The sequence below is a fragment of the Klebsiella sp. KP20-425-1 genome (assembly GCF_025813515.1).
In the GTDB taxonomy this organism is placed as follows: domain Bacteria; phylum Pseudomonadota; class Gammaproteobacteria; order Enterobacterales; family Enterobacteriaceae; genus Klebsiella; species Klebsiella pneumoniae.
The window spans coordinates 1,201,804-1,226,772 of the sequence record NZ_CP109614.1 but is presented as its reverse complement, the minus strand read 5'-3'; the positions used below and the strand labels follow the sequence as shown (position 1 = coordinate 1,226,772).

29 protein-coding genes, 1 other RNA gene and 1 other annotated feature are annotated in these 24,969 nt (G+C 56.3%); of the genes, 14 read left to right on the top strand and 16 right to left on the bottom strand.

The annotated features are described in order from the left end of the window. Positions 1-269: 269 nt before the first annotated feature. The 3 genes from raiA (at position 270) to pheA (ending at position 2,020) form a co-directional block, all read left to right on the top strand. Positions 270-605 (top strand): ribosome-associated translation inhibitor RaiA, encoded by a 336-nt coding sequence (raiA, locus tag OHJ17_RS06125; RefSeq protein ID WP_002914111.1) that lies wholly within the window; start codon positions 270-272, stop codon positions 603-605. Positions 606-710: 105 nt separating this feature from the next. Beyond that, positions 711-835 (top strand) — a sequence feature (Phe leader region). Beyond that, entirely contained in the window at positions 712-759 is a 48-nt protein-coding gene (gene pheL / locus OHJ17_RS06120; RefSeq protein WP_100250063.1) for a pheA operon leader peptide PheL, read from the top strand. Its footprint overlaps the feature before it by 48 nt. A gap of 24 nt (positions 836-859) precedes the next feature. After that, positions 860-2,020 carry a bifunctional chorismate mutase/prephenate dehydratase gene (gene pheA, locus OHJ17_RS06115; protein ID WP_004150975.1) on the top strand — a complete coding sequence of 387 codons (1,161 nt, stop codon included), beginning with the start codon at positions 860-862 and terminating at the stop codon, positions 2,018-2,020. Here pheA and OHJ17_RS06110 read toward each other — a convergent pair. The 3 genes from OHJ17_RS06110 to aroF form a co-directional block, all read right to left on the bottom strand. After that, positions 2,017-2,889 (bottom strand): SMP-30/gluconolactonase/LRE family protein, encoded by an 873-nt coding sequence (locus tag OHJ17_RS06110; RefSeq protein WP_002914112.1) that lies wholly within the window; start codon positions 2,887-2,889, stop codon positions 2,017-2,019. The two genes, pheA and OHJ17_RS06110, sit on opposite strands and share 4 nt — an antisense overlap. Positions 2,890-2,951: 62 nt before the next feature. Beyond that, complete coding sequence (tyrA, locus tag OHJ17_RS06105; RefSeq protein WP_032433445.1) at positions 2,952-4,073, bottom strand: bifunctional chorismate mutase/prephenate dehydrogenase; 1,122 nt, start codon at positions 4,071-4,073, stop codon at positions 2,952-2,954. Positions 4,074-4,082: 9 nt separating this feature from the next. Further along, complete coding sequence (aroF, locus tag OHJ17_RS06100) at positions 4,083-5,153, bottom strand: 3-deoxy-7-phosphoheptulonate synthase AroF (RefSeq protein WP_002914114.1); 1,071 nt, start codon at positions 5,151-5,153, stop codon at positions 4,083-4,085. Positions 5,154-5,495: 342 nt separating this feature from the next. Here aroF and OHJ17_RS06095 point away from each other — a divergent pair, with 342 nt between their 5' ends. From OHJ17_RS06095 to OHJ17_RS06085, 3 genes are read left to right on the top strand one after another with little or no spacing between them, the layout of a single operon-like run. Then, the gene (locus OHJ17_RS06095; RefSeq protein ID WP_004174804.1) at positions 5,496-6,005 is read left to right on the top strand and encodes a regulatory sequestration protein YfiR; all 510 of its coding nucleotides are present in this window, start codon (positions 5,496-5,498) and stop codon (positions 6,003-6,005) included. After that, positions 5,998-7,221: a diguanylate cyclase DgcN/YfiN gene (gene dgcN, locus OHJ17_RS06090; RefSeq protein ID WP_002914116.1), complete on the top strand. Its 1,224-nt coding sequence runs from the start codon at positions 5,998-6,000 to the stop codon at positions 7,219-7,221. The genes OHJ17_RS06095 and dgcN overlap by 8 nt, the downstream gene beginning before the upstream one ends. A 13-nt stretch (positions 7,222-7,234) precedes the next feature. Next, the gene (locus OHJ17_RS06085; protein ID WP_004145671.1) at positions 7,235-7,717 is read left to right on the top strand and encodes an OmpA family protein; all 483 of its coding nucleotides are present in this window, start codon (positions 7,235-7,237) and stop codon (positions 7,715-7,717) included. 8 nt (positions 7,718-7,725) lie between these two features. Here the strand turns inward: OHJ17_RS06085 and OHJ17_RS06080 are convergent, their stop codons facing one another. The 7 genes from OHJ17_RS06080 to ffh all read right to left on the bottom strand — a co-directional run bounded on the left by OHJ17_RS06080 (position 7,726) and on the right by ffh (position 13,356). Further along, positions 7,726-9,096, bottom strand: a complete 1,371-nt coding sequence (locus tag OHJ17_RS06080) for a PepSY-associated TM helix domain-containing protein (protein WP_032433447.1) — start codon at positions 9,094-9,096, stop codon at positions 7,726-7,728. Between the two features lie 56 nt (positions 9,097-9,152). After that, the gene (locus tag OHJ17_RS06075) at positions 9,153-9,611 is read right to left on the bottom strand and encodes a DUF2946 domain-containing protein (protein WP_032433448.1); all 459 of its coding nucleotides are present in this window, start codon (positions 9,609-9,611) and stop codon (positions 9,153-9,155) included. A gap of 119 nt (positions 9,612-9,730) precedes the next feature. Beyond that, positions 9,731-10,078, bottom strand: a complete 348-nt coding sequence (gene rplS, locus OHJ17_RS06070; RefSeq protein ID WP_002914145.1) for a 50S ribosomal protein L19 — start codon at positions 10,076-10,078, stop codon at positions 9,731-9,733. 39 nt (positions 10,079-10,117) lie between these two features. Beyond that, a complete protein-coding gene (gene trmD, locus OHJ17_RS06065; protein ID WP_002914147.1) occupies positions 10,118-10,885 on the bottom strand; it encodes a tRNA (guanosine(37)-N1)-methyltransferase TrmD in 768 nt (255 codons plus the stop codon). 31 nt (positions 10,886-10,916) lie between these two features. Further along, the gene (gene rimM, locus OHJ17_RS06060; RefSeq protein WP_004150977.1) at positions 10,917-11,465 is read right to left on the bottom strand and encodes a ribosome maturation factor RimM; all 549 of its coding nucleotides are present in this window, start codon (positions 11,463-11,465) and stop codon (positions 10,917-10,919) included. An 18-nt stretch (positions 11,466-11,483) separates the two neighbouring features. After that, complete coding sequence (rpsP, locus tag OHJ17_RS06055; protein WP_002914149.1) at positions 11,484-11,732, bottom strand: 30S ribosomal protein S16; 249 nt, start codon at positions 11,730-11,732, stop codon at positions 11,484-11,486. Positions 11,733-11,991: 259 nt separating this feature from the next. Continuing rightward, positions 11,992-13,356, bottom strand: coding sequence for a signal recognition particle protein (gene ffh / locus OHJ17_RS06050; protein WP_002914152.1), 1,365 nt, complete (start codon positions 13,354-13,356; stop codon positions 11,992-11,994). Positions 13,357-13,519: 163 nt separating this feature from the next. Here ffh and OHJ17_RS06045 point away from each other — a divergent pair, with 163 nt between their 5' ends. Both OHJ17_RS06045 and OHJ17_RS06040 read left to right on the top strand, forming a co-directional pair. Continuing rightward, positions 13,520-14,311 (top strand): cytochrome C assembly family protein, encoded by a 792-nt coding sequence (locus tag OHJ17_RS06045; RefSeq protein ID WP_002914153.1) that lies wholly within the window; start codon positions 13,520-13,522, stop codon positions 14,309-14,311. Between the two features lie 19 nt (positions 14,312-14,330). After that, positions 14,331-15,617, top strand: coding sequence for an HlyC/CorC family transporter (locus OHJ17_RS06040; protein ID WP_004149392.1), 1,287 nt, complete (start codon positions 14,331-14,333; stop codon positions 15,615-15,617). A gap of 119 nt (positions 15,618-15,736) precedes the next feature. On the opposite strand, the gene grpE is transcribed toward OHJ17_RS06040, so the two are convergent. Next, the gene (gene grpE, locus OHJ17_RS06035; RefSeq protein WP_004174800.1) at positions 15,737-16,327 is read right to left on the bottom strand and encodes a nucleotide exchange factor GrpE; all 591 of its coding nucleotides are present in this window, start codon (positions 16,325-16,327) and stop codon (positions 15,737-15,739) included. A 124-nt stretch (positions 16,328-16,451) separates the two neighbouring features. Between grpE and nadK the strand changes: the two genes are divergently transcribed. The 3 genes from nadK to bamE all read left to right on the top strand — a co-directional run bounded on the left by nadK (position 16,452) and on the right by bamE (position 19,567). Beyond that, positions 16,452-17,330 (top strand): NAD(+) kinase, encoded by an 879-nt coding sequence (gene nadK, locus OHJ17_RS06030; RefSeq protein ID WP_002914158.1) that lies wholly within the window; start codon positions 16,452-16,454, stop codon positions 17,328-17,330. Positions 17,331-17,416: 86 nt separating this feature from the next. Continuing rightward, on the top strand, positions 17,417-19,078 hold the full coding sequence (gene recN, locus OHJ17_RS06025) for a DNA repair protein RecN (protein WP_032433451.1): 1,662 nt from the start codon (positions 17,417-17,419) through the stop codon (positions 19,076-19,078). A gap of 147 nt (positions 19,079-19,225) precedes the next feature. Next, positions 19,226-19,567, top strand: coding sequence for an outer membrane protein assembly factor BamE (bamE, locus tag OHJ17_RS06020; protein WP_002914160.1), 342 nt, complete (start codon positions 19,226-19,228; stop codon positions 19,565-19,567). A gap of 66 nt (positions 19,568-19,633) precedes the next feature. Here bamE and OHJ17_RS06015 read toward each other — a convergent pair whose 3' ends face one another. Next, positions 19,634-19,924, bottom strand: coding sequence for an RnfH family protein (locus tag OHJ17_RS06015; protein ID WP_004145682.1), 291 nt, complete (start codon positions 19,922-19,924; stop codon positions 19,634-19,636). After that, positions 19,914-20,351 carry a type II toxin-antitoxin system RatA family toxin gene (locus tag OHJ17_RS06010; protein WP_004174798.1) on the bottom strand — a complete coding sequence of 146 codons (438 nt, stop codon included), beginning with the start codon at positions 20,349-20,351 and terminating at the stop codon, positions 19,914-19,916. Before OHJ17_RS06010 ends, OHJ17_RS06015 begins: the two co-directional genes overlap by 11 nt. Before the next feature lie 149 nt (positions 20,352-20,500). Here OHJ17_RS06010 and smpB point away from each other — a divergent pair, with 149 nt between their 5' ends. Then, positions 20,501-20,983 (top strand): SsrA-binding protein SmpB, encoded by a 483-nt coding sequence (gene smpB / locus OHJ17_RS06005; RefSeq protein WP_002914164.1) that lies wholly within the window; start codon positions 20,501-20,503, stop codon positions 20,981-20,983. A 144-nt stretch (positions 20,984-21,127) separates the two neighbouring features. Continuing rightward, positions 21,128-21,490: a transfer-messenger RNA gene (gene ssrA / locus OHJ17_RS06000) on the top strand. A gap of 270 nt (positions 21,491-21,760) precedes the next feature. Here the strand turns inward: ssrA and OHJ17_RS05995 are convergent. Together OHJ17_RS05995 and OHJ17_RS05990 are read right to left on the bottom strand one after the other, a co-directional pair. Continuing rightward, positions 21,761-22,561: a hypothetical protein gene (locus OHJ17_RS05995; protein ID WP_004180956.1), complete on the bottom strand. Its 801-nt coding sequence runs from the start codon at positions 22,559-22,561 to the stop codon at positions 21,761-21,763. A gap of 124 nt (positions 22,562-22,685) precedes the next feature. Next, positions 22,686-23,570: a LysR family transcriptional regulator gene (locus OHJ17_RS05990; protein ID WP_002914178.1), complete on the bottom strand. Its 885-nt coding sequence runs from the start codon at positions 23,568-23,570 to the stop codon at positions 22,686-22,688. Between the two features lie 211 nt (positions 23,571-23,781). On the opposite strand from OHJ17_RS05990, the gene OHJ17_RS05985 reads away from it, so the two are divergent. After that, the gene (locus OHJ17_RS05985; protein ID WP_004174789.1) at positions 23,782-24,354 is read left to right on the top strand and encodes a flavin reductase family protein; all 573 of its coding nucleotides are present in this window, start codon (positions 23,782-23,784) and stop codon (positions 24,352-24,354) included. A 10-nt stretch (positions 24,355-24,364) separates the two neighbouring features. Here OHJ17_RS05985 and OHJ17_RS05980 read toward each other — a convergent pair whose 3' ends face one another. Beyond that, complete coding sequence (locus tag OHJ17_RS05980; protein ID WP_032433884.1) at positions 24,365-24,727, bottom strand: helix-turn-helix domain-containing protein; 363 nt, start codon at positions 24,725-24,727, stop codon at positions 24,365-24,367. Positions 24,728-24,969: the final 242 nt, after the last annotated feature.

Genomic DNA, 24,969 nt, shown 5'->3' with positions numbered 1-24,969 from the left:
CCTGACTCATCGATCGCAAACGGCAGCCACTGGCTGCCGTTTTTTTATACGTTTCCCGACGAGCTGAAGCGGTTTAGCGCCGGGTTAACTCATCAAATATGGCCTGCTTTATCGGGTTCGACAAGTAAAATCTCACTTCTTCCTGCCCTGTCTCACAAAATGAATTTGTTGACAAAAAGTGACAATTAAATGTGATTTAGATCACACATTTTGACATTGGGAAAGGTATGCTGGATTCACCAAGACGGGAAAGACAAGAGGTAAAATTTATGACAATGAACATTACCAGTAAACAAATGGAAATTACTCCGGCAATCCGCCAGCATGTCGCAGACCGTCTCGCCAAACTGGATAAGTGGCAAACTCATTTAATCAACCCGCACATCATTCTGTCTAAGGAGCCGCAGGGTTTTATCGCTGATGCAACCATCAACACGCCAAACGGCCATCTGGTTGCCAGTGCGCGTCATGAAGATATGTACGCCGCCATTAACGAATTGATCAACAAGCTGGAACGGCAGCTCAATAAAGTGCAACACAAAGGGGAAGCCCGCCGCGCCGCGACGTCGGTGAAAGAGGCTGGCTTTGTGGAAGAAGAAGAGTAATCCTTAACTTAAGTTGTGTCATGCCACGCGCCTTCGGGCGCGTTTTTTATTGACAGAGTGAAAACAGTACAGGTACTGTAATCCCCACTACCTAAAGGAATTTACCATGAAACTTGTCCCGTTCTTCTTCGCATTCTTTTTTACCTTCCCCTGACCGGGAGGCAATTCGTCGTATAAGAAAGAATGCGAAGACGAACAATAAGGCCTCCCACCCGGGAGGCCTTTTTTATTTGATAACAACAAAGGCAACATCTATGACCGAGGAAAACCCATTACTGGCGCTGCGCGATAAGATAAGCGCCCTGGACGAGAAGCTGCTTGCTCTGCTGGCGGAGCGCCGCGGACTGGCTGTTGAGGTTGGAAAAGCCAAACTGGCCTCCCATCGTCCGGTGCGTGATATTGACCGCGAACGCGATCTGCTGGAGCGCCTGATGACTATCGGCAAGCGCCATAATCTGGATGCGCACTATATCACCCGCCTGTTCCAGCTGATTATCGAAGACTCTGTTCTTACCCAGCAAACCCTGCTGCAGCAGCATCTGAATAAAATTAACCCGCATTCGGCCCGCGTGGCGTTCCTCGGTCCCAAGGGCTCTTACTCGCATCTGGCGGCGCGTCAGTACGCCGCTCGCCACTTTGAGCAGTTTATTGAGAGCGGCTGCGCGAAGTTCGCCGATATTTTTAATCAGGTAGAAACCGGCCAAGCCGATTACGCGGTGGTGCCGATTGAAAACACCAGCTCCGGCGGGATCAACGACGTCTACGATCTGCTGCAGCACACCAGCCTGTCGATCGTTGGCGAGCTGACGATCCCTATCGATCATTGCGTACTGGTGAGCACCTCGACGGATGCCGATAAAATTCAGACCGTTTACAGCCATCCGCAGCCGTTCCAGCAGTGCAGCCAGTACCTGAGCCGCTACCCGCACTGGAAGATTGAGTATACCGAGAGCACCTCGGCGGCAATGGAAAAAGTGGCGCAGGCGAACTCCCCGGCCGTCGCGGCCCTGGGTAGCGAAGCGGGCGGCGCTCTGTATGGTCTGCAGGTGCTGGAGCACTGCCAGGCCAACCAGACGCAGAACATCACGCGCTTCCTCGTCCTGGCGCGCAAAGCGGTGAACGTCTCCGATCAGGTGCCGGCCAAGACCACGCTGTTAATGGCGACCGGTCAGCAGGCGGGCGCCCTGGTGGAAGCCCTGCTGGTGCTGCGCAACCACAATCTGATCATGACCAAACTGGAATCCCGCCCGATCCACGGCAATCCCTGGGAAGAGATGTTTTATCTCGATATTCAGGCCAACCTGGATTCGCTGCCCATGCGCAAGGCGCTGAAGGAGCTGGCGGATATCACCCGCTCCATGAAGGTCCTCGGCTGCTACCCTAGCGAAAACGTGGTCCCGGTGGATCCGGTTTAACATTCGCGGAACGGTAATTTCTTCATCCCTGCCACCGCTACCGGCAGGGTGAAGATGGCGCCTGACAGCGGATACTGCGCCAGCTCATCGTCCTCCATGTTTTCCCGGGTGGTGGTGATATAGAGCGTTTTCATATCCGCCCCGCCGAAGCAGACCATCGTCGGGCAACGAACCGGCATCGGGTAGGATTCCAGCTCCTCGCCCAGCGGCGAGAAACGGGCGATCCGCCAGCCGTCAAACATTGCGCTCCAGTAACATCCCTCCACGTCGATCGCCGCCCCGTCAGGGATCCCTTCGCCAGGCTGAAAACGGCGAAAGACTTCGCGTCGGCCAGGCTCACCCTGCTCATCCAGCGGCGTACGGTAGATCACGGCGTTCGGCGTATCAGAGGTATACATCCAGCGCCGGTCGGCGCTAAAGGCCAGGCCATTGGCGCCATGGATGTCACACTGGATCACTTTCGGCTGCAGGTCGTTATCCACTCGCATCAGCAGCGCGCCGTTGTAATCCCCAGGCCCCCAGAAGGTACCGGCATAAAAGCGCCCATCGCGATCGGTCCCGCCGTCGTTAAACCGCGCCAGCTCCGGGTTGCTCGGGTTATCGCAGACTTTCCGCCGCAGCAGGCCGTGGGCGTCGGTCAGCCAGATGCCGCTGCGCAATGCAACGATAAACCCGCCCTTCTCGCGCAGGGCAAAACAGCCGACCTCCTCCGGAAACTGCAGCACCTGGTGTTCTCCGCTGCGGATATCGTAGCGGTGAATTTCACATTCCATGATATCAGCCCAGTAGAGGGCCTGTTCTGCCTCGCTCCAGGTTGGGCATTCCGGCAGGTATCCGGTGTAGTCAAACAGCGGTTGTGGTTCAGCCATCGTTGTCATCCCTATAAAAAAAGCCAGCGGTCGCTGGCTTTATTGTATACATCTTTTTCGCTTTACTGCCGATTATCGTTCGCCTGACGCAGCAGCGTGCGGCTCTCGCTCTGGAAACGCTGAGCGTAATCGCCAAACCAGTGTTCGACTTTACGGAAGCTGTCGATAAACGCCTGCTTATCGCCCTGCTCCAGCAGGCCGATCGCTTCGCCGAAACGCTGGTAGTAGCGCTTAATCAGCGCCAGGTTGTTTTCCGATGACATAATAATATCGGCGTACAGCTGCGGATCCTGGGCAAACAGACGGCCTACCATCGCCAGCTCCAGTCGGTAAATGGGTGACGAGAGCGCCAGCAGTTGCTCAAGACGTACATTCTCTTCCGCCAGATGCAGGCCATAGGCGAAGGTGGCAAAGTGGCGCAGCGCCTGAATAAAGGCCATGTTCTGATCGTGCTCAACGGCGCTGATGCGGTGCAGCCGCGCGCCCCAAACCTGAATTTGTTCGAGGAACCACTGATAGGCCTCCGGCTGGCGGCCATCACAATAGACCACCACCTGCTTCGCCAGGCTGCCGCTGTCCGGACCGAACATCGGGTGCAGGCCAAGAACCGGGCCCTGATGCGCCGCCAGCATCGCCTGCAGCGGCTCCGCTTTCACCGAGGCAAGGTCAACCAGAATGCAATCCGCCGGAAGGGGCGGCAGCCTGGCGATCGTCTCCACGGTGGTGTGAATCGGTACGCTGACGATAACCATGCCGGCATCGGCGACGATATCCGCCGCCCGGGCCCAATCGTTTTTTTCCAGAATACGCACCTGGTAGCCGGACAGCGTTAACATCTTCTCAAACAGACGCCCCATCTGCCCACCGCCGCCGACGATGACCACCGGCCGCAGATTCGGCTGCAGGGTTTTGAAGCCTTTGTCGTTTTCGCTGGAATAGGATTCCCGCATCACGCGACGCAGAACATCCTCGATCAGATCCGGTGGTACGCCGAGCGCAGCCGCCTCTTTACGTCGGGAGGCGAGCATCGCCGACTCGCGCTCCGGGACGTAAATCGGCAGGCCATACTGGCTCTTCACCTCGCCGACTTCGGCCACCAGCTCCAGACGCTTAGCCAGCAGGCTAAGCAACGCTTTATCCACTTCATCAATTTGATCGCGTAACGCGGTCAGTTCAGCAACCATACTTTCCTCTTAAACCAAACGGGCCGCCAGGTGGCCGCGGAGATCCTTATCCAGTTCACGCAGCAGCGCCTCGGTAGTCTCCCAGCTGATGCAGGCATCCGTCACCGAGACGCCGTATTTCATCGCCTCACGCGGCTGTTCAGAGGACTGATTGCCTTCGTGGATATTACTTTCGATCATCAGGCCGATAATGGAGCGGTTGCCATCTTTGATCTGCGCGACCACGGATTCAGCCACGGCCGGCTGGCGGCGGAAATCTTTATTGGAGTTCCCATGACTGCAATCTACCATCAGCGACGGCTTCAGTCCCGCCTGCGCCATCTCTTTTTCGCATTTCGCCACATCTTCCGGACCGTAGTTCGGCGCCTTGCCGCCGCGGAGGATCACATGGCCGTTCGGATTACCCTGCGTTTGCAGCAGGCAGACCTGCCCGGCCTGGTTGATGCCGACGAAACGGTGCGGCATCGCCGCGGCGCGCATGGCGTTGATGGCCGTGGCCAGGCTACCGTCGGTACCGTTTTTAAAGCCGACCGGCATCGACAGGCCAGAGGCCATTTCGCGGTGCGTTTGTGATTCCGTGGTACGCGCGCCGATAGCGGACCAGCTGAACAGATCCCCGAGGTACTGCGGGCTGTTGGGATCCAGCGCTTCCGTCGCCAGCGGCAGTCCCATATTGACGAGCTCGACCAGCAGACGACGCGCAATCTTCAGGCCGCCTTCAACATCAAACGAACCATCCATGTGCGGATCGTTAATCAGCCCCTTCCAGCCGACGGTGGTACGGGGTTTTTCAAAATAGACGCGCATCACCAGGTAGAGGCTATCGCTGACCTCTGCGGCAAGGGCTTTAAACCGACGAGCATATTCAATCGCAGCTTCCGGATCGTGAATGGAGCAAGGACCACATACCACCAGCAGGCGCGGATCGCGACCGGCGATGATATCCGAAATGGTCTGACGGGCGTGCGCGATCTGCGCTTCCTGCTCGACGCTCAGCGGGAATTCCGCCTTCAGTTGCTCCGGGGTCATTAATACATGTTCGTCGGTAATATGTACGTTGTTCAGCGCGTCTTTTTGCATGATTGCGATCCTGTGTAGCTCGTTTGCGATAAGGGTTGCCTCAGAGGGCATGACGTAACGATACCACACAAAGTAAAGAATTCAATCCATATTCCGTAAATTTTAATTTACACAAACGAATTAATTGCCACTCACAATGGCGCGATGCGTATAACAATATTTACACATAGAAAAAACAAGCCAAACTTGCGCACCCACGGTATCGGTACTACGAAAAATCCTGGTGAGAATTGTCCCAAAGCAAAGGGCGCATCTAATGACGGGTTTTATTAACAGTGGTATTCTTCGCCGGGCATCGGCAGCGGCTTTTCCCGCGCTATGGCGACTTTGACGGAAGCGTTAATGACAGTATTACACCGTCTTTTATTGACTGTATTTTTTCTCATCGCGGTATCTCCTGTTTTTGCTGCCGGACCTTCAGAACATGTTCGCGCTATTGTTTCCGGGATCGTGACCTACACCCGTTGGCCGTCATTAACAGGAGCGCCAAAGCTGTGCATTTTTGCCTCATCACGCTTCACCCATAGCCTGGCTCATGAAGATCCGGATGCATTACCCTATCAACCGGTGATAGTACGTAATCGTGAAGAAGCGTTAAAAACGACCTGCGATGGTTTTTATTTTGGCAGCGAATCGCCGACTGAACAGTCAGAACTCACTCGCCGCTATGGCCCGAGGCCGCTGTTACTCATCGCAGAACAAAATACGGATTGTTCAATTGGTAGCGCGTTTTGCCTGATCATCAATGACGACCGGGTCCGCTTCTCCGTTAATCTGGACGTTCTGACGCACAGCGGGGTTCGGGTTAACCCGGACGTCCTGATGCTTGCCCGGAAGAAACCACATGAATAAGGACTTTTCACAGACTCCGCGCCCGACTTTCAAACGCGCGCTCCGTCGCATTAGCGTGATAAGCGTGGTGATCTCCATGACGCTGGTCTGGCTGCTGCTGAGTACAGCCTCAATCTTCACGCTCAAGCAGTACGCGCAGAAAAATCTTGAGCTCACTGCCGCGACCATGGGGCGCAGCCTCGAAGCCGCCCTGGTGTTTGGCGACAGCGCGGCGGCAGAGGAGACCCTCGCGTCGTTGGGCAAGCAAGGGCAGATCTCCCAGGCAATCGTGCTAAACGGCCAGATGCAGCACTTCGCCGCGTGGCGCCATGAACCGCTGGCCAATAAAGAGCAAGTGAGCGGGCTTATCAGTAAATGGCTGTTTCCGGAGCCCACGGTGCAGCCCATCTGGCACCAGGGCAAACAAATCGGCGAGCTGAGATTGACCGCGCTTGATGAACTGATTAGCCACTTTCTCGGTATCTCGATTCTGGTGCTGACCGGCAGCATTCTGCTCGCCTCGTTCATCGCCCTGCTGCTGACCCACTCCCTACACCGGGGGATCGTCGCCGCCCTGCAGAGCATCACTGAGGTCGTGCATGATATACGTGAAAACCGCCACTTCTCCCGGCGGGTGCCGGAGGAGCGTATCGAGGAGTTCCATCTTTTCGCCCAGGACTTTAACAGCCTGCTGGGGGAAATGGAGGACTGGCAGCGCCAGCTGCAGGCCAAAAACGCGCAGCTGTTGCGCAGTTCGTTACACGATCCGTTGACCGGCCTGGCTAACCGCGCCGCCTTTCGTAACGCGCTCGCCGAGCTGATGCAGAATGAAGTCGATCATCAAACCTCGGCATTGCTGTTTCTTGATGGCGATAATTTCAAACTGATTAACGACAACTGGGGGCATGCGGCGGGCGATAAAGTGCTGATGGAGGTCGCCAGCCGCCTGATGACTTTTGCCGGTAAACGCCATCTGGCGTGGCGTCTTGGCGGCGATGAGTTTGCCGTTCTGCTGCGCGAGGTGCGCTCGGAAGCAGAAGTGCAGGCCCTGTGCCAGGCGCTAACGGAACAATTTCTTCCGCCATTCAACCTGCACAACGGTCATAGCGCCACGCTCTCGCTGAGCGTCGGTTATGCCCTGGCGTGGGAGCACGCCACCGCGGAATCACTGCAAGAACTTGCCGATCAGAATATGTATCGGATGAAAAACCAACGTATCCAGCAGACGCTGAAATAATAAAGGACTCATTATGATCAGAAAATATTTCGTCCCCGCCCTGATGGCGGCGGCGCTTTTGACAGGTTGCCAGGCTCCTCAGGGAAAATTTACCCCGGAGCAGGTGGCGGCGATGAAATCTTACGGCTTCACTGAAAGCAATGGCGATTGGTCCCTGGGCTTATCCGATAGCATCCTGTTTGACAAGAATGACTACCGACTACGTCCCGACAGCCGCCAGCAGATCACCACGATGGCCTCGCGGCTGGCGGCTACCGGGATCACCCATAGCCGCCTTGAAGGCCATACCGATAATTATGGTGAAGATAGCTACAATGAAGCCCTGTCGCTTAAGCGGGCCAACAGCGTGGCCGATGCCTGGGCGGAAGGCGCTCATGTCCCACGCAGTAATTTAGTCACCCGCGGCCTTGGCAAAAAATACCCGATCGCCAGCAACGACACGGCGGCCGGGCGCGCCGAAAACCGCCGGGTAACGGTGGTCATCAGCACGCCGTAAATCTTCGCTTAGTCGCTGGACTTCATCATCCTCATTGCCGTTGCCGCGCGCCAGCGCAGGTAGTCAACGGCAATGAACAGCAGCAGGCTGGCTCCCATTAACGGCATGGCCAATCCAAGGGCAAACGCCAGCCCAAGCACCAGGCTTCGGGCAGGCCGGGCGAGCGACAGCCACGCCTGCAGCAGCGAATGCGCCGGATCCCAGGCCGCCTGAGGCGGACGGCGGATCCACCATAACCGGTACCCCACCCCGATGGTAACGCACAGCGCGCAGCCAAATCCCACCAGCAGCAGCTGATTCGCCAGACCAAAGAGGATCCCCATATGGAAATCGACGCCCCAGCGGGTGAGCTTCGCCATCAGCGGAAAGTCGGCAAAACGCGTGCGATCCACCACCTGCATCGTGGCGCCATCGATCGCCACCGCGTCCACCTGCGTCGGCCAGCGACGGTCGATCTCATTCACCGTCCAGGCGCGGTCGTCTGACACTGGCGGACGGATCTCCAGCCGGCTGGCGTTCAGCCCCGCCTGACGGGCCGCCGCCAGCGCCTGGTCAAACTGGGCCAGCTGCAGCGCCGGCTGATGCTGGGCCATGGCCAACGCATCCATATGATGTCCGGCGTGGGGATCGTGCGTCATCGGCATCTCGCCATGCAGCTGGGTATTGACCTGCGGCGTCAGCCAGCCGAACGCTGCCCGCATTTTGTCCACATTGCCGCCGGCCCATTGCGACCAGGTCAGGCCGGTGGCGGAGAAGAGCAGCATACCCACCAGTAAGCCCCAGCCCAGCGTCACGTGCAGCCGACGATGGTTCTGCAGGGCGTTATTCAGCCGCCGTTTTGGACGCGTCATCGCCCACAGGGCAATGCCTCCGAGCGCGGCCACCCACATCCAGGAGGCGGCCAGTTCGCTGTATAACCTCCCGCTGTCGCCCAGCAGCAGAGAGCGATGCGCATAATCAATCCACTGGCGCAGCGGCAGGATGCCGCTGGTGCCGTAGACCGTCATATCGCCCTTCACCCGCAGCGCGATCGGATCGACAAAAATAGCCCGGGATTCCGACTCTCCGAGACCCGGATCGGCAAACATAATGCGCGTGGTCTCGCCCAACGCAGGCGCCGGACGCACCGCCAGCAGCCGCAGATTGCCCTGGGTCGCTTCTTCGGCCACCGCAATCTGGGCGCTGAGCGGCTGCGGAGTCCCCTCGGCAAGGCCATGCAGCGCGTCGTGATAGAGCCAGTTTTCCAGCTGCGGCGTCGCCACGTACAACGTACCGGTCAGGGCAGCGACAAAGATAAACGGTCCGATAAACAGACCAATATAGAAATGGAGGCGACGCAGCAGGTTCAGCCATGCCGCGCGCGAGGTGCAGGTTGTCATACTTTTCCTTTTTTAAAGCAAAAGAGGTCGTTGCGCGGTGCGCAGATTGATTTTTATTAAAGGGAAAAAGCAGACAGCCGCGGCGGGGCGCGGGTTTCGGGGTAGAGCCAGGGAAAGTAGTGCCAGTGCTTTAATACCGGGCGAGAAACCGGCAGGCGAATGCGCCGCAGGAGCATGGCGACGAACAGCGCCAGCGCGAAAAGGAGCCCCGGGACATGGGCTAACAGCACGCAATAGCCACACGCTTCGGCATGGTCCAGCGGCATTTCGTGTCCGGTATGCGTAGCGCCGTCTGTGCTGTGCATCATTGCCATCTTGTGCCCGGGCATCTGCGCCATGCTCGCGGACGAGCTATCCATCATCGTGGCGTGGTGCATGCCGGGCATGGCGCTCATGGGGTCTTTTTGCAGGGAGACGGAGATCAGGGGGGCCACCACGATCAGCAGGATCGCCAACAGCGCCAGCCAGGCGGCTCGCCGTTTAGGTGTCGTTTGCTGAAAACTGTTGCTGACCACCGCCCCTCCGTATAGAGGGCGTATTGTAAATGATTTACATCACGATGGTTACAACAAAGATAAAAAAAGGGCCGGCCCTGAGGCCAGCCCTTTTTGTCAGGATGTCGCGAAAGCGAATCTTAGTTAAGACGCTCTTTGATACGAGCAGACTTACCAGTGCGCTCACGCAGGTAGTACAGTTTAGCTTTACGTACAGCACCACGACGTTTAACAGCAATGCTGTCAACTACCGGAGAGTGAGTCTGGAAGACACGCTCAACGCCTTCGCCGTTGGAAATTTTGCGAACAGTGAATGCAGAGTGCAGACCGCGGTTACGAATAGCGATAACCACGCCCTCGAATGCCTGCAGACGTTTTTTGGAACCTTCAACAACCCATACTTTCACTTCCACGGTATCACCCGGACGGAAGGAAGGTACGTCCTGCTTCATCTGTTCTTGTTCAAGTTGCTTAATAATGTTGCTCATAATTTAATCTCTTATCCTGGGTAAACTGATATTGGGGGCTCACGCCTGCCCATCATGTTTATGCTGCTGTTGCGCGTGTTCAGTTTTGAACTCCGCCAGCAGCTTTGCTTGCTCTTCAGTCAGAGCCAGGTTTTCCAGAAGTTCAGGTCTTCTAAGCCAGGTGCGGCCCAGCGACTGCTTCAGACGCCAGCGACGTATCTCAGCATGGTTTCCCGACAGCAATACTGGCGGTACTTCCATCTCCTCTAACACTTCAGGACGGGTATAGTGGGGGCAATCCAGCAACCCATCAGCAAAGGAATCTTCCGTTGCCGATGCTTCATGGCCCAGCACTCCCGGAATGAACCGGGAAACGGAGTCAATCAGCGTCATTGCCGGTAACTCACCACCGCTGAGAACGTAATCGCCGATTGACCATTCTTCGTCAATTTCGGTTTGGATTACGCGCTCGTCTATCCCTTCGTAGCGACCGCACACCAGAATCAGTTTCTGATTCGTTGCCAGTTCGCTGACGCCCGCTTGATCAAGCTTGCGTCCCTGAGGTGACAGATAAATCACCTTCGCGCCTTCACCTGCCGCGGCTTTTGCTGCATGAATGGCATCCCGTAAGGGTTGCACCATCATTAGCATCCCCGGTCCGCCGCCGTAAGGACGATCGTCCACGGTACGGTGCCGGTCATGCGTGAAGTCGCGAGGACTCCAGCTTTCGATGCTCAGCAGGCCATTTTTTACTGCCCGGCCAGTTACCCCGTAATCGGTAATTGCGCGGAACATTTCAGGAAACAGGCTAATTATGCCAATCCACATAGCGCCGTCTTTTACCGTTTATCCGGAGAATTTAAAAACCAGGATCCCAATCTACTTCGATAGTACGCGTAGTGAGATCGACTTTCTTGATAACCTGCCCATCGAGGAACGGAACCAACCGCTCCTTGATACCAAATGCATCTTTCAGGTTTGCCTTGATGACGAGCACGTCATTCGACCCGGTTTCCATCATATCGATGACTTTACCGAGGCTATAGCCTTCCGTCGTAACTACCTGGCAGCCCATCAGGTCTTTCCAGTAGTAGTCACCCTCTTCCAGCTCCGGCAACTGCGATGAATCCACGATAATTTCGCAATTAGTCAGTAGATTCGCGGCATCACGATCGTCAACGCCTTTCAGCTTGATGATGATGTCCTGATTGTGGTGGCGCCAGCTTTCCAGCTCAACGACCTGCCACTGACCCGCCTTCTGGATTAACCAGGGCTGATAGTCAAAAATGCTTTCGGCGTCTTCGGTGGAGGAAAACACTCTGAGCCAACCACGGATACCGTAGGAAGAACCCATTTTCCCCAATACGATCGGATCAACAGGTGCTTGCGCGGTGTGTTGCTTGCTCATCATGACCACCGTGACAGATTAAGCTGCTTTGTTAGCGGCTTTGATCAGCGCGGCAACGCGATCGGAAACAGTAGCGCCCTGGCCAACCCAGTGAGCGATACGATCCAGATCCAGGCGAGTTTCTTCTTCCGCACCGTTAGCGATCGGGTTGAAGAAACCAACGCGCTCGATGAAGCGACCGTTGCGTGCATTACGGCTGTCGGTGACAACAACCTGGTAGAACGGACGCTTTTTAGCGCCGTGACGTGCTAAACGAATAGTTACCATAACATCCTCTTGTGTGAATAAAACAACCGGGCCCCATCGAGGAACGGAGCCCGGTGTCATATTAAAAGCCCGAAAATTTTACTGATTTCTGGGGAAAATGCAATCAGCAGTTGATAAGTCTGCTGTAAAAGGCCGTCGGCGGTGCAGCCAGTTTAGTACCAGCGTGTGCGCAACCACTGTAACGTACAGGTAGTACGTGAGGATGGCGAGCACACCCCGGTGCTAAAATGGCAAACAAGATAGCCTTATGCCCTTGTTTTTAACGACCCGGGAAGCCTGGCGGCATCATCCCTTTCATCCCGCGCATCATCTTCATCATGCCGCCTTTCGACTTCATCTTCTTCATCATGCGCTGCATGTCGTCGAACTGCTTGAGCAGACGGTTCACATCCTGCACCTGCATGCCGCAGCCGGCGGCGATACGGCGCTTACGCGAACCTTTGATGATTTCCGGCTTAGCGCGCTCTTTCAGGGTCATCGAGTTGATGATCGCTTCCATACGCACCAGCACTTTGTCGTCCATCTGCGCTTTCACGTTGTCCGGGATCTGCCCCATGCCCGGCAGCTTGCCCATCAGGCTGGCCATGCCGCCCATGTTTTTCATCTGGCGCAGCTGCTCAAGGAAGTCGGTGAGGTCGAAACCGTCGCCTTTCTTCAGCTTGGAGGCCAGCTTCTCGGCCTGCGCGCGGTCAACCTTGCTCTCGATATCTTCGATCAGCGACAGCACGTCGCCCATGCCGAGGATACGGGAAGCGACGCGGTCCGGATGGAACGGCTCCAGCGCTTCGGTTTTCTCGCCGACGCCGAGGAATTTAATCGGCTTGCCGGTAATATGGCGAATCGACAGCGCCGCGCCGCCGCGGGCGTCGCCGTCCACTTTGGTCAGCACCACGCCGGTCAGCGGCAGCGCTTCGTTAAAGGCCTTCGCGGTATTCGCCGCATCCTGACCGGTCATCGCATCGACGACGAACAGGGTTTCAACCGGGTTAATGGCGGCGTGGACGTGCTTGATTTCGTCCATCATCGCTTCGTCAACGTGCAGACGACCGGCGGTATCCACCAGCAGCACGTCGTAGAATTTGAGTTTCGCTTCTTTCAGCGCCGCGTTGACGATATCAACCGGCTTCTGCCCGACATCAGACGGGAAGAAATCGACGCCGACCTGCTCGGCCAGGGTTTCCAGCTGTTTGATCGCCGCCGGGCGGTAAACGTCCGCGGAAACGACCAGCACTTTCTTCTTGTGCTTCTCGCGCAGGAATTTCCCCAGCTTACCGACGCTGGTGGTTTTACCAGCACCTTGCAGGCCAGCCATCAGCACCACGGCCGGCGGCTGCGCGGCCAGGTCGAGCGTCTGGTTCTCTTCGCCCATCGCCGCCACCAGCTCGTTGCGGACGATTTTGACGAACTCCTGACCCGGGGTCAGGCTTTTATTGACTTCATGGCCGACCGCGCTCTCTTTGACGCGGCTGATGAAATCACGGACCACCGGAAGCGCAACGTCCGCTTCCAGCAGCGCCATGCGCACTTCGCGCAGGGTGTCTTTAATATTGTCTTCTGTAAGGCGTCCGCGGCCGCTAATGTTGCGCAGCGTACGCGACAAACGATCGGTTAAATTATCAAACATTGTCTCTCGCCTGAGGTGGAAACGGTCGGTCGCCGCAGCGACACACAAAACGAATGTGGCGGAGTATAACACGACATCAATCTGAATGTGCTGCAACGGTTGGAGCAGAGGCCTGCTAACGTTATACTGCTTCTCTTTCTTATTTAGCCAACAGCCGACACCTATGCCTGTTTTTGCTCTACTCGCCCTTGTCGCCTACTCCGTCAGCCTCGCGCTGATTATCCCCGGCTTGCTGCAAAAAAACAGCAGCTGGCGGCGAATGGCGATTTTATCTGCGACTATCGCCTTAATCTGCCATGCTTTTGCGCTGGAAGCACGGATATTCCCCGGCGGCGAGAGCGGGCAAAATCTCAGCTTACTGAACGTCGGGTCGCTGGTCAGCCTGATGATCTGTACGGTGATGACTATCGTGGCCTCGCGCAATCGCGGCTGGCTGCTGCTGCCTATCGTCTATGCCTTCGCGCTGATCAACCTGGCCTTCGCCACATTCGTGCCTAACGAATATATCACCCACCTGGAAACCACCCCGGGGATGCTGGTGCATATCGGCCTGTCGCTCTTCTCGTACGCCACGCTGATCATTGCCGCGCTGTATGCGTTGCAGCTGGCGTGGATCGACTACCAGCTCAAGAATAAAAAGCTGGCCTTCAGCAGCGAAATGCCGCCGCTGATGAGCATTGAGCGCAAAATGTTCCACATCACCCAGGTCGGCGTGGTGCTGCTGACCCTGACGCTGTGCAGCGGCCTGTTCTACATGCACAATCTGTTCAGCAGCGAAAATATCGATAAAGCGGTGCTGTCGATTATTGCGTGGTTCGTCTATATCGTCCTGCTGTGGGGGCACTATCATGAAGGGTGGCGCGGACGTCGTGTGGTCTGGTTCAGCGTCGCTGGCGCCGGTCTGCTGACGCTGGCCTATTTTGGTAGCCGCGTGCTGCAGCAGTTCGTGAGCTAAGTCTTTTAAGGAATCCTACGTGGAACATATCTCCACCACCACGCTGATCATAACGCTGATCGTCATGGTGATTATCTCTGCCTATTTCTCCGGTTCCGAAACCGGCATGATGACGCTGAACCGCTACCGGTTGCGCCACATGGCGAAACAAGGCAACCGCCCCGCCAAGCGCGTGGAGAAGCTGCTGCGCAAGCCGGACCGCCTGATTAGCCTTGTGCTGATCGGCAATAACCTTGTCAACATTCTCGCCTCGGCGCTGGGCACCATCGTCGGCATGCGCCTGTACGGCGACGCCGGCGTCGCGATCGCCACCGGCGTACTTACCTTTGTGGTGCTGGTATTTGCCGAAGTGCTGCCGAAGACCATCGCCGCCCTCTATCCGGAAAAGGTCGCCTACCCCAGCAGCTTCCTGTTGGCGCCCCTGCAGGTGCTGATGATGCCGCTGGTGTGGCTGCTGAATACCATCACCCGCATACTGATGCGCATGATGGGCATCCGCACCGATACCGTCATCAGCAGCGCCCTGAGCAAAGATGAACTGCGCACGATTGTGAATGAATCCCGTTCACAAATCTCACGACGCAATCAGGATATGCTGCTGTCGGTGCTGGACCTGGAGAAGGTCAGCGTTAACGACATCATGGTGCCGCGCAATGAGATTGTCGGCATCGACATCAATGATGACTGGAAATCTATCGTCCGCCAGCTGACCCACTCCCCGCATGGCCGCATCGTGCTCTACCGCGATTCGCTGGACGATGCCATCAGCATGCTGCGCGTTCGCGAAGCCTACCGTCTGATGACGGAGAAGAAAGAGTTCACAAAAGAGATCATGCTGCGGGCGGCAGATGAGATCTACTTTGTGCCGGAAGGCACGCCGCTCAGCACCCAGCTGGTGAAATTTCAGCGCAATAAAAAGAAAGTCGGTCTGGTGGTCGATGAATACGGCGATATTCAGGGGCTGGTCACCGTCGAAGATATTCTTGAAGAGATTGTCGGCGACTTCACCACCTCCATGTCACCCACCCTGGCGGAGGAAGTGACCCCGCTTAACGACGGCACGGTGATTATCGACGGCAGCGCCAACGTTCGCGAAATCAACAAAGCGTTTAACTGGCACCTGCCGGAAGATGAAGCGCGCACCGTCAACGGTATTATCCTCGAAGCGCTGGAAGAGATCCCGGTCCCGGGCACCCGCGTGCGCATTGAGCAGTACGATATAGATATCCTCGACGTGCAGGACAACATGATCAAACAGGTGAAAGTGATGCCGGTGAAATCATTACGCGAGAGCGTCGCGGAGTAGCGCGAGCGAAGGAATTAATATCACGGTGGGCTGCGGCCCGCCGTTTTTTTATCTCGCGCCAGCAGCGATGACACAAAAAACGGCCGCCCGCAGGCAGCCGTTGAGCAAGGCAGCAAGCGTTATTTCGCTTTCGCTACCGTCACCATCGCGGCGCGAATAGTACGGCCGTTCAGGGTATAACCTTTCTGCATCACGGCCAGCACGTTGCCCGCCGCCACATCTTCAGACTCGACCATCGCAATGGCCTGGTGGACGTTCGGATCCAGCGGAACGTTGGTGTCGGCGATCACTTCCACGCCGAACTTACGCACTACGTCCAGCATAGATTTCAGGGTCAGTTCGATCCCCTCCACCATCGGCGCCAGCTCCGGGTTAGCCTTGTCAGCCACTTCCAGCGCGCGGTCCAGGCTGTCGATCACCGGCAGCAGTTCATTGACGAATTTTTCCAGCGCGAATTTGTGCGCTTTCTCGATATCCTGCTCGGTACGACGACGCAGGTTATCTTCGTCGGCTTTGGCACGCAGCATCACTTCACGTTCACGTTTCTGCGCTTCAGCCAGCTGGGCTTCCAGATTCGCAATTTTTTCATCGCGCGGATCCACCTGCTCAGCCGAAACTTCAGGCTCTACCGCCTCAACGTCGTCGTGCTGCTCCGTGATAATTTCTTCCGGGGCTTGCCCCTCAGGCGTTTTCTGTTCTTTACTACTCATGAATTTCTCCGCGTTTTTTTCGCATTCATCTCGCTAACTTCGCTTATTATGGGGATCAGTTTCCGGGTTTCAAGGGAAGCGGACAGATTGTCACTATTTCATTTAACGCAAGGACATCCAGATCATGAAGAACCATTTCAAGTGTATCGGCATTGTGGGACATCCTCGTCACCCCACCGCCCTGACCACACATGAAATGCTCTGGCGCTGGCTGTGCAGCAAAGGGTATGAAGTGCTGGTTGAACAGCAGATCGCCCATGAACTTCAGCTCAGCAACGTGAAAACCGGCACGCTGGCGGAGATTGGCCAACAGGCCGATCTCGCGGTGGTGGTGGGCGGCGACGGCAATATGCTCGGCGCGGCGCGGACCCTGGCCCGTTACGACATTAACGTCATCGGCATTAACCGCGGCAACCTCGGCTTTCTCACCGACCTTGACCCGGACAACGCCCTGCAGCAGCTCGCCGACGTGCTGGAAGGCCACTACATCGCCGAGAAACGCTTTCTGCTGGAGGCCCAGGTGTGTCAGCAGGATTGCCAGAAACGTATCAGCACCGCCATCAACGAAGTGGTGCTGCACCCCGGCAAAGTGGCGCATATGATTGAGTTCGAAGTCTATATCGACGAAGTCTTTGCGTTCTCTCAGCGATCCGATGGCCTGATTATCTCCACTCCGACCGGCTCCACCGCCTATTCGCTGTCGGCCGGCGGCCCAATCCTTACGCCGTCGCTGGACGCCATCACCCTGGTGCCGATGTTCCCGCACACCCTTTCAGCGCGACCGCTGGTGATCAACGGCGACAGCACCATCCGCCTGCGCTTCTCTCACCGCTGCAGCGATCTGGAGATCAGCTGCGACAGCCAGATTGCCCTGCCGATCCAGGATGGCGAAGATGTCCTCATTCGCCGCTGTGATTATCACCTCAATCTGATTCACCCTAAAGATTACAGCTATTTCAATACATTAAGCACCAAGCTCGGCTGGTCGAAAAAATTGTTCTGATTTTCACGGCTGCCTCTTTACTGGATAAAAAACCAGTCTATACTGTACGAAAACACAGTATTGGTTTTTCATACAGGAAGGCAGCTATGTTGGCGCAACTCACCATCAGTAATTTTGCTATCGTTCGTGAACTGGAAATTGATTTCCACAGCGGCATGACCGCCATCACCGGGGAAACCGGCGCCGGGAAATCCATTGCCATCGACGCGCTGGGGCTGTGCCTCGGCGGCAGAGCGGAAGCCGACATGGTGCGTCGCGGCGCCACCCGTGCCGACCTGTGCGCGCGCTTCGCGCTGAAAGATACCCCTGCCGCCCAGCGCTGGCTGGAAGAGAATCAGCTGGAGAGCGGGCGTGAGTGTTTACTTCGCCGGGTGATCAGCGCCGACGGCCGCTCGCGCGGCTTCATCAACGGCACCGCCGTCCCGCTCTCGCAGCTGCGCGAGCTGGGCCAGCTGCTGATCCAGATCCACGGCCAGCATGCCCACCAGCTGCTGACCAAACCCGAACACCAAAAAACGCTGCTCGACGGCTATACCGGTGAGTATGCGCTTACTCAGCGTATGGCCGAGCACTATCGCCAGTGGCACCAGAGCTGCCGCGAGTTGGCCCAGCATCAGCAGCAGAGCCAGGAGCGCGCCGCCCGCGCCGATCTGCTGCAGTATCAGCTTAAAGAGCTGAACGAATTTAACCCGCTGCCGGGAGAATTCGAGCAGATTGACGAAGAGTACAAGCGCCTGGCCAACAGCGGCCAGCTGCTCAGCACCTGCCAGCACGCCCTTACGGTACTGGCGGACGGCGAAGAGGCCAATCTGCAGAGCCAGCTTTATACCGCGAAGCAGCTGGTCAGCGAGCTGGTGGGCATGGACAGCAAGCTTTCCGGCGTCCTGGATATGCTGGAAGAGGCGGCCATTCAGCTCAGCGAGGCCAGCGACGAGTTGCGCCACTACCATGACCGTCTGGATCTCGATCCGAACCGTCTGTTTGAACTTGAGCAACGGATTTCCCGACAAATCGCGCTGGCGCGTAAACATCAGGTGATGCCGGAAGAGCTGCCGGCGGTTTATCAGGCGATGCTGGAAGAGCAGCGCCTGCTGGACGACAGCGCCGGCTCGCTGGAATCCCTCAGCCAGCAGGTGGTCGAACATCATCAGCTGGCGCTGGAGACCGCACGCCAGCTGCATGCCCTGCGCCAGGGCAGCGCCGACGAGCTGACCCAGCTTATCACCGAAAGTATGCACTCACTTTCGATGCCGCACGGGGTCTTCGCGATTGAGGTCGCGTTCGATGAACGCCATCTCACCGCCGACGGCGCCGACCATATTGAGTTCCGCGTCACCACTAACCCCGGTCAGCCGCTGCAGCCAATCGCCAAAGTGGCCTCCGGCGGCGAACTGTCGCGCATTGCGCTGGCGATTCAAGTGATCACCGCGCGTAAAATGGAAACCCCGGCGCTCATCTTCGACGAAGTGGACGTCGGCATCAGCGGCCCGACCGCCGCCGTGGTCGGCAAGCTGCTGCGCCAGCTGGGCGAGTCCACGCAGGTGATGTGCGTGACCCACCTGCCGCAGGTCGCAGGCTGCGGCCACCATCATTTCTTTGTCTGCAAAGAGACCGATGGCGAGATGACCGAAACCCATATGCAGCCGCTGGATAAACGTGCTCGCTTGCAGGAGCTGGCCCGTCTGCTGGGCGGCAGCGAAGTCACGCGCAACACCCTGGCGAACGCGAAAGAGTTGCTTGCGGCGTAAACTTTTTGATTTTCACAGGGTCATAGTGAACAGCAAATTGCCTGCTGACCTGCAGCCGGAGGTTTCCAACGGCGCGAAGGTCTATTATTATCGGCATATTACAGATGAGCCACGTACTGCTCGGGCCCAAAAAGGAATCAAATCACTATGCGCTGTAAAACGCTGACTGCTGCCGCAGCGGTTCTTCTTATGTTGACCGCAGGCTGTTCCACTCTGGAACGAGTGGTTTACCGTCCTGACATCAACCAGGGTAACTATCTGGCACCAAACGATGTAGCAAAAATTCGTGTCGGTATGACGCAACAGCAGGTAGCTTATGCTCTGGGGACGCCAATGATGACGGATCCGTTCGGCACCAATACCTGGTTCTATGTCTTCCGTCAGGAGCCGGGCCACCAGAAAGTGACTCAGCAGACCCTGACCCTGACCTTCAACAGCGGCGGTGTGTTGACTAACATTGATAACAAGCCTGCGCTGACCAGTCAGTAAGGCCCGGAAAAGCAAAAAGCGCTCGGTGAGCGCTTTTTTTATGGCTGATAGCCGGTCTGCTGCAGGTTACTTTGCGGCGCTTTTCTCTGCCCGCTGGCGACGCAGCTCTTTCGGGTCTGCGATCAGCGGTCGATAGATTTCGACCCGGTCGCCGTCGTGAACTTCGTCATGCAGCTTTACCGGACGACTGTAGATACCCAGCTTGTTTTTCGCCAGATCAATGTCATCACGCAGCGCCAGCAGACCGCTGGCGATAATCGCCTGCTCGACCGTCGCCCCCTCGTCCAGCGTGACCCGCTGCAGATACTGCTTTTCAGGCAGCGCGTAGGCGACTTCAACACGAATATTAGCCGGCACTGTAAACCTCTTTGGCGCGCGAAGTGAACGCCTGCACCATGTTAGCGGCCAGCTCTTTGAAGATCCGGCCAAAAGCCATCTCAATCAGTTTATTGGTAAACTCAAAATCGAGATGGAATTCTATTTTGCAGGCCTCGGGGCTCAGCGGAATAAACTTCCAGCCGCCAATCAGCTTCTTGAACGGGCCATCCACCAGGCTCATCAAAATGCTCTGGTTGCTGGTCAGTGTATTGCGTGTGGTGAAGGTCTTACTGATGCCGGCTTTGGACACATCAACCGCCGCCGTCATTTGCGTCGGCCCCAATTCCAGCACGCGGCTACCGGTGCAGCCTGGCAGAAAATCAGGATAGGACTTCACATCGTTTACCAGTTGATACATCTGTTCCGCGCTGAAAGGCACCAGCGCAGTACGGCTAATCTGAGGCATAGCAGGTTCCACATTTAAACACAGTGCAAATAATATCATTTATCTGCTGCTAAAAAAAACGCTGTGCCGCAACTCGTGCTAAGATGCGCAGTACACCTCGCAGGATGCGATCGAGGTAACTGTGTATAAGACGATGACTTCAGGACATTATGACTAAGAAAAAAGCCCACAAACCTGGATCAGCCACCATTGCGCTGAATAAACGCGCCCGTCACGAATACTTTATCGAAGATGAATACGAGGCTGGTCTCGCCCTGCAGGGCTGGGAGGTCAAATCCCTGCGTGCAGGCAAAGCCAACATCGGCGATAGCTATGTCATCCTGAAGGATGGCGAAGCCTTCCTGTTCGGCGCCAACTTTACGCCTATGGCCGTGGCTTCCACCCACTATGTCTGCGACCCGACGCGCACCCGTAAGCTGCTGCTCAACCAGCGTGAGCTGGACACGCTGTACGGCCGCATTAACCGCGAAGGTTACACCGTCGTCGCCCTGTCGCTGTACTGGAAGAACGCCTGGTGCAAAGTGAAAATCGGCGTCGCCAAAGGTAAGAAACAGCACGACAAGCGTACCGACCTGAAAGATCGTGAATGGGCGCTGGACAAGGCGCGTATTATGAAGCACGCCGGACGTTAATTTCCCCTCCCCGAGGGCCAGCTCTCGCTGGCCCTTACGCTATATCCTTGTTGATGCTGCTTTTTCGTCCACCCTGCTGAAATAATCCTGCGTGATGGGGCTGGTAACGACATTCACAAATCTGTTATACTTGACCTACACATTGGGGCTGATTCTGGATTCGACGGGATTTGCGAAACCCAAGGTGCATGCCGAGGGGCGGTTGGCCTCGTAAAAAGCCGCAAAAAATAGTCGCAAACGACGAAAACTACGCTTTAGCAGCTTAATAACCTGCTCTGAGCCCTCTCTCCCTAGCTTCCGCTCTTAAGACGGGGATCAAAGAGAGGTCAAACCCAAAAGAGATCGCGTGGATGCCCTGCCTGGGGTTGAAGCGTTAAATCTAATCAGGCTAGTTTGTTAGTGGCGTGTCTGTCCGCAGCTGGCAAGCGAATGTAAAGACTGACTAAGCATGTAGTGCCGAGGATGTAGGAATTTCGGACGCGGGTTCAACTCCCGCCAGCTCCACCAAAATTCTCCATCGGTGATTACCAGAGTCATCCGATGTAGTCCTAAGAGCCCGCACGGCGCAAGCCCTGCGGGCTTTTTTGTGCCCTCAATTTATCCCGCGAAGTCCGAAGAGAACTCATTAAATCCGAACCTTTTAGGCCCATTGATAGACCAAACGAAAAGCTCTGTTGTTTTCGCGTTACCAATTACCCGGCAGCCCATCCCTCTCAGAATTAGACCACCAACGACACCTTTCACCCTCCGGCCGCGTCCGCGGCCGGAGGGATAGATTTACCCCTTGTGAGAATACGCGTCCAGCATGGCAAGGACCGCCCGACGCGCCGCATCGTCTGCGATATTGTCAGGCAGCGCATCAGCCCGCAGGTTGACATAAGCGTCAGCAGCCCTTCGAATGGCAATCCCGACAGAGTGACGATCGTGCGTTGCCAGAGTGGAAGTCAGCAGTCCATCGGGATCAATGCCGAGGGCTTCTATTCGACGAACGCCGCGTTGCGGTAGATTGGCGCGACGAAACAGCATCGGTCCCAGCACTTGTTCCCGGAAGAAAGACAGCATCCCCAGCGCTTCGAAGAGTTCCCCCCTGCCCAGTTTAACCACGGCATAATGCAGCCAGATCCAGGCCCGGGACTCAAACCACTCCGGCGTCATGTTCGGCCAGTGCGCGCTAAATTTTGCCAGCTGTCGCTTGAGAGCATCGTTATCACGGGTAAATAGCACGGCAGGCTCCTCAACGCGCTGAGTGAGCATATCCAGGGTGATAAATTTCAGATCGACATGCAGAAGTTCCGGGCCAAACAGGCAGATCAGCAGGCGAGGCTCACCGACGTGTTCCCCGGTGAAAGCATGTAGCAGATGGCCGAGCGTTCCGGCGAACGCCATACGCTGAGCCATGATTTCGTCATAATAGAGAGGGTCGATCACCACCACGAAATCCAGATCGGAGTATTGATCAAACCCGCCATGGATAAACGAGCCGCCGGCGAGAAGGGAGTGGATCCGCGAATCAGACTGTAATTTAAGCTTCAGTTGCTCTGCAAAACTTCTGTGTAAATCGGGTAGCGTATTAAGCATACTTTTTCCTGTTCACAAAAAAGACAAAGCATTACAGAATATCGAGTGATTCATCAGCAGACCAGATATTTCTGCTGGAACCCTACCCTCCATCGCGAAGCGCTAAATGCAAGCAATACTCCCCTCAAACCACCTCGCTCATCCACTCAGCAAACGCCCGCACGGCGGGAGAGAGAAAGCGCTGGTGCGGATAGAGCAATGTGACGGGTACCGGGGGCGGCTGCCAGTCCGTCAGCACTTCCACCAGTCTCCCCTCCTGCAGGTGGTCAGCAACGATATTCTCCGCCAGCTGCGCCAGCCCAAATCCTGCCAGGCACATTTTTATATAGAGCCCCGTTTCATTCACCGCGGCGTTGCCGCTGACGGGTACAGAAAAGGTCTCGCCATGGCGAACGAAGCGGAACTCATCGGCCCGCCTCGCCTGACCGGAGAAATAATGTACAGCCCGGTGCTGAGAGAGCGCCTCCGGTGACGGCGGCACACCATATTCCCTGAGATAGTCCGGTGACGCGCAGGTGACCCAGCGAAAGCGGCCCAGAGGGCGGGCCACCAGGCTGGAGTTGTTCAGCTCTCCCGTTCGTATCACGCAGTCGACGCCTTCCTGAATGAGATCGACCTGGCGATCGCTGACGCCGATCATCAGGTAGATATCGGGATAGCGCCGGTAAAAGTCCGGCAGATGCGGCATGACGATGAAATGCGCGATGCCCGCGGGCATATCAACCCGCAGGCGCCCCTGAGGCCGCGCGACAGACTCGCTCAGGGTGGATTCACTATGTTCGATGAGGGCGAGAATTTCCCGGCACTGCGCCAGATACTGCATCCCTTCCGGGGTAAGGCTCACCCGCCTTGTGGTCCGGTTCAGCAGCCGTACCTTCAGGTATTTTTCAAGGTTTTTAATGGTACTGGTGACAGTGGAGGCCGGCAGGGAAAGGGTTTCCGCGGCACGCACGAAGCTTCCTGCCTCCGCGACGCGCATAAACATCTGCATAGCCTGAATACGATCCACCTTCTTTCTCTCCTGTAACGAGCAGCTTACCGACAGACGGCATGATTATTCGTGGATTATGAATAATGAAAACAATTTACGCACCTTTTTACGCTTAATCGCCTGGCGTATCGTTGCACGGTGGATTACGAAAGGGGGCCCGAAAATGAACATGCCCTCAATAAATATCCAGATAATCATTACGTTAAATAGCATGCACAAAGGAAAAACCATGTCCGTTCAGCCTGTCGAAATAAGTAAGGCCTATCGTTTATTGCAGGTCGGGTCCACCACCATGATTTCCGCAAAATATGATGGCGTCGAAAATGTCATGTCAGCCGCCTGGGTTGGGCTGGCAGGCGAGCGAAAAGTGGTGGCCTATATTGGCACCCAGGCTTTCACTCGTCAGCTGGTGGAAAAGAGCGGCTATTTCGTGGTGCAGATCCCCGTAGTCAGCCAGATGGCAACCGTCCTCTACGCTGGCGGGCGCAGCTATGCCGACGCGCCGGATAAAAATGACACCATCCCCTTCTTTTATCAGCCGGAATTTGATCTTCCTCTTGTGGCAGGCTGTGCGGGCTGGCTGGTGTGCAAAGTGATGCCCTACCCGGACATTCAGCAGCAACACAATCTGTTTATGGGCGATATCGTCGCCGCCTGGAGCGATGACCGGGTATTCCGCAACGGACACTGGATTTTTGATGATGCGCCGGACGAGCTACGGACCGTTCACTATGTCGCAGGCGGGCAGTTCTATGCCATCGGCAAAGGCAGCAAATTCGATCATGGGCCGGGCCAGGACTGACCCTCCCCGGTCATGCGGATCGCTGACGAGATGTCTGCGCAACAGAGCGGCTGATACTCCGGCGCCAGACGCCGGGCGCCTGGCCGTACTGGCGCTTGAAGCTGCGGTTGAAGGACTGCTGGGAGTCAAAGCCGAGGGCAATCGCCACGTTCAGGATCGGCTCGTTGCTGTGGGCCAAGCGTTCGATCGACTTTTGCAGCTTTTTCGCCCGAATATATTCTCCGAGGGGATGCCCGGTATGTTCTTTGAAGATCCGCTGCAGGTGCCACTTCGAATAGCCGGCTCGTCGGGCAACGGTGTCAATATCCAGACGGCTATCAAGATGGTTGTCGATCCAGTCGATCAGATCCTGAATGATGGCGCCAGTGTTCATCATGTTACCCCCTCGCGGCCGGTTAAAAGCATCTTTGTCAGTTGCATTTAAAGGTGGCCTGTTTTTACACAAAATGCAAGTTTTATTGTTACATTTAAATCCACGCCGGGATCGCGGTTTTTTATCTCCCCCTGGACCGCACATAAAGTGCAACAATTATTCTTGCACTTAGTTAAGTGCCTTCCTACAATCGCCGCGATAGTGTATTCGAAATTGTTACAGTTTTGTGGCGATGATCGACA

Coding starts and splice junctions, on each gene's coding strand:
- raiA (WP_002914111.1), top strand. CDS start 270: ATGACAATGAACATTACCAGTAAACAAATGGAAATTACTCCGGCAATC.
- pheA (WP_004150975.1), top strand. CDS start 860: ATGACCGAGGAAAACCCATTACTGGCGCTGCGCGATAAGATAAGCGCC.
- OHJ17_RS06110 (WP_002914112.1), bottom strand. CDS start 2,889: ATGGCTGAACCACAACCGCTGTTTGACTACACCGGATACCTGCCGGAA.
- tyrA (WP_032433445.1), bottom strand. CDS start 4,073: ATGGTTGCTGAACTGACCGCGTTACGCGATCAAATTGATGAAGTGGAT.
- aroF (WP_002914114.1), bottom strand. CDS start 5,153: ATGCAAAAAGACGCGCTGAACAACGTACATATTACCGACGAACATGTA.
- OHJ17_RS06095 (WP_004174804.1), top strand. CDS start 5,496: ATGACAGTATTACACCGTCTTTTATTGACTGTATTTTTTCTCATCGCG.
- dgcN (WP_002914116.1), top strand. CDS start 5,998: ATGAATAAGGACTTTTCACAGACTCCGCGCCCGACTTTCAAACGCGCG.
- OHJ17_RS06085 (WP_004145671.1), top strand. CDS start 7,235: ATGATCAGAAAATATTTCGTCCCCGCCCTGATGGCGGCGGCGCTTTTG.
- OHJ17_RS06080 (WP_032433447.1), bottom strand. CDS start 9,096: ATGACAACCTGCACCTCGCGCGCGGCATGGCTGAACCTGCTGCGTCGC.
- rplS (WP_002914145.1), bottom strand. CDS start 10,078: ATGAGCAACATTATTAAGCAACTTGAACAAGAACAGATGAAGCAGGAC.
- trmD (WP_002914147.1), bottom strand. CDS start 10,885: ATGTGGATTGGCATAATTAGCCTGTTTCCTGAAATGTTCCGCGCAATT.
- rimM (WP_004150977.1), bottom strand. CDS start 11,465: ATGAGCAAGCAACACACCGCGCAAGCACCTGTTGATCCGATCGTATTG.
- rpsP (WP_002914149.1), bottom strand. CDS start 11,732: ATGGTAACTATTCGTTTAGCACGTCACGGCGCTAAAAAGCGTCCGTTC.
- ffh (WP_002914152.1), bottom strand. CDS start 13,356: ATGTTTGATAATTTAACCGATCGTTTGTCGCGTACGCTGCGCAACATT.
- OHJ17_RS06045 (WP_002914153.1), top strand. CDS start 13,520: ATGCCTGTTTTTGCTCTACTCGCCCTTGTCGCCTACTCCGTCAGCCTC.
- grpE (WP_004174800.1), bottom strand. CDS start 16,327: ATGAGTAGTAAAGAACAGAAAACGCCTGAGGGGCAAGCCCCGGAAGAA.
- nadK (WP_002914158.1), top strand. CDS start 16,452: ATGAAGAACCATTTCAAGTGTATCGGCATTGTGGGACATCCTCGTCAC.
- recN (WP_032433451.1), top strand. CDS start 17,417: ATGTTGGCGCAACTCACCATCAGTAATTTTGCTATCGTTCGTGAACTG.
- bamE (WP_002914160.1), top strand. CDS start 19,226: ATGCGCTGTAAAACGCTGACTGCTGCCGCAGCGGTTCTTCTTATGTTG.
- OHJ17_RS06010 (WP_004174798.1), bottom strand. CDS start 20,351: ATGCCTCAGATTAGCCGTACTGCGCTGGTGCCTTTCAGCGCGGAACAG.
- smpB (WP_002914164.1), top strand. CDS start 20,501: ATGACTAAGAAAAAAGCCCACAAACCTGGATCAGCCACCATTGCGCTG.
- OHJ17_RS05995 (WP_004180956.1), bottom strand. CDS start 22,561: ATGCTTAATACGCTACCCGATTTACACAGAAGTTTTGCAGAGCAACTG.
- OHJ17_RS05985 (WP_004174789.1), top strand. CDS start 23,782: ATGTCCGTTCAGCCTGTCGAAATAAGTAAGGCCTATCGTTTATTGCAG.
- OHJ17_RS05980 (WP_032433884.1), bottom strand. CDS start 24,727: ATGAACACTGGCGCCATCATTCAGGATCTGATCGACTGGATCGACAAC.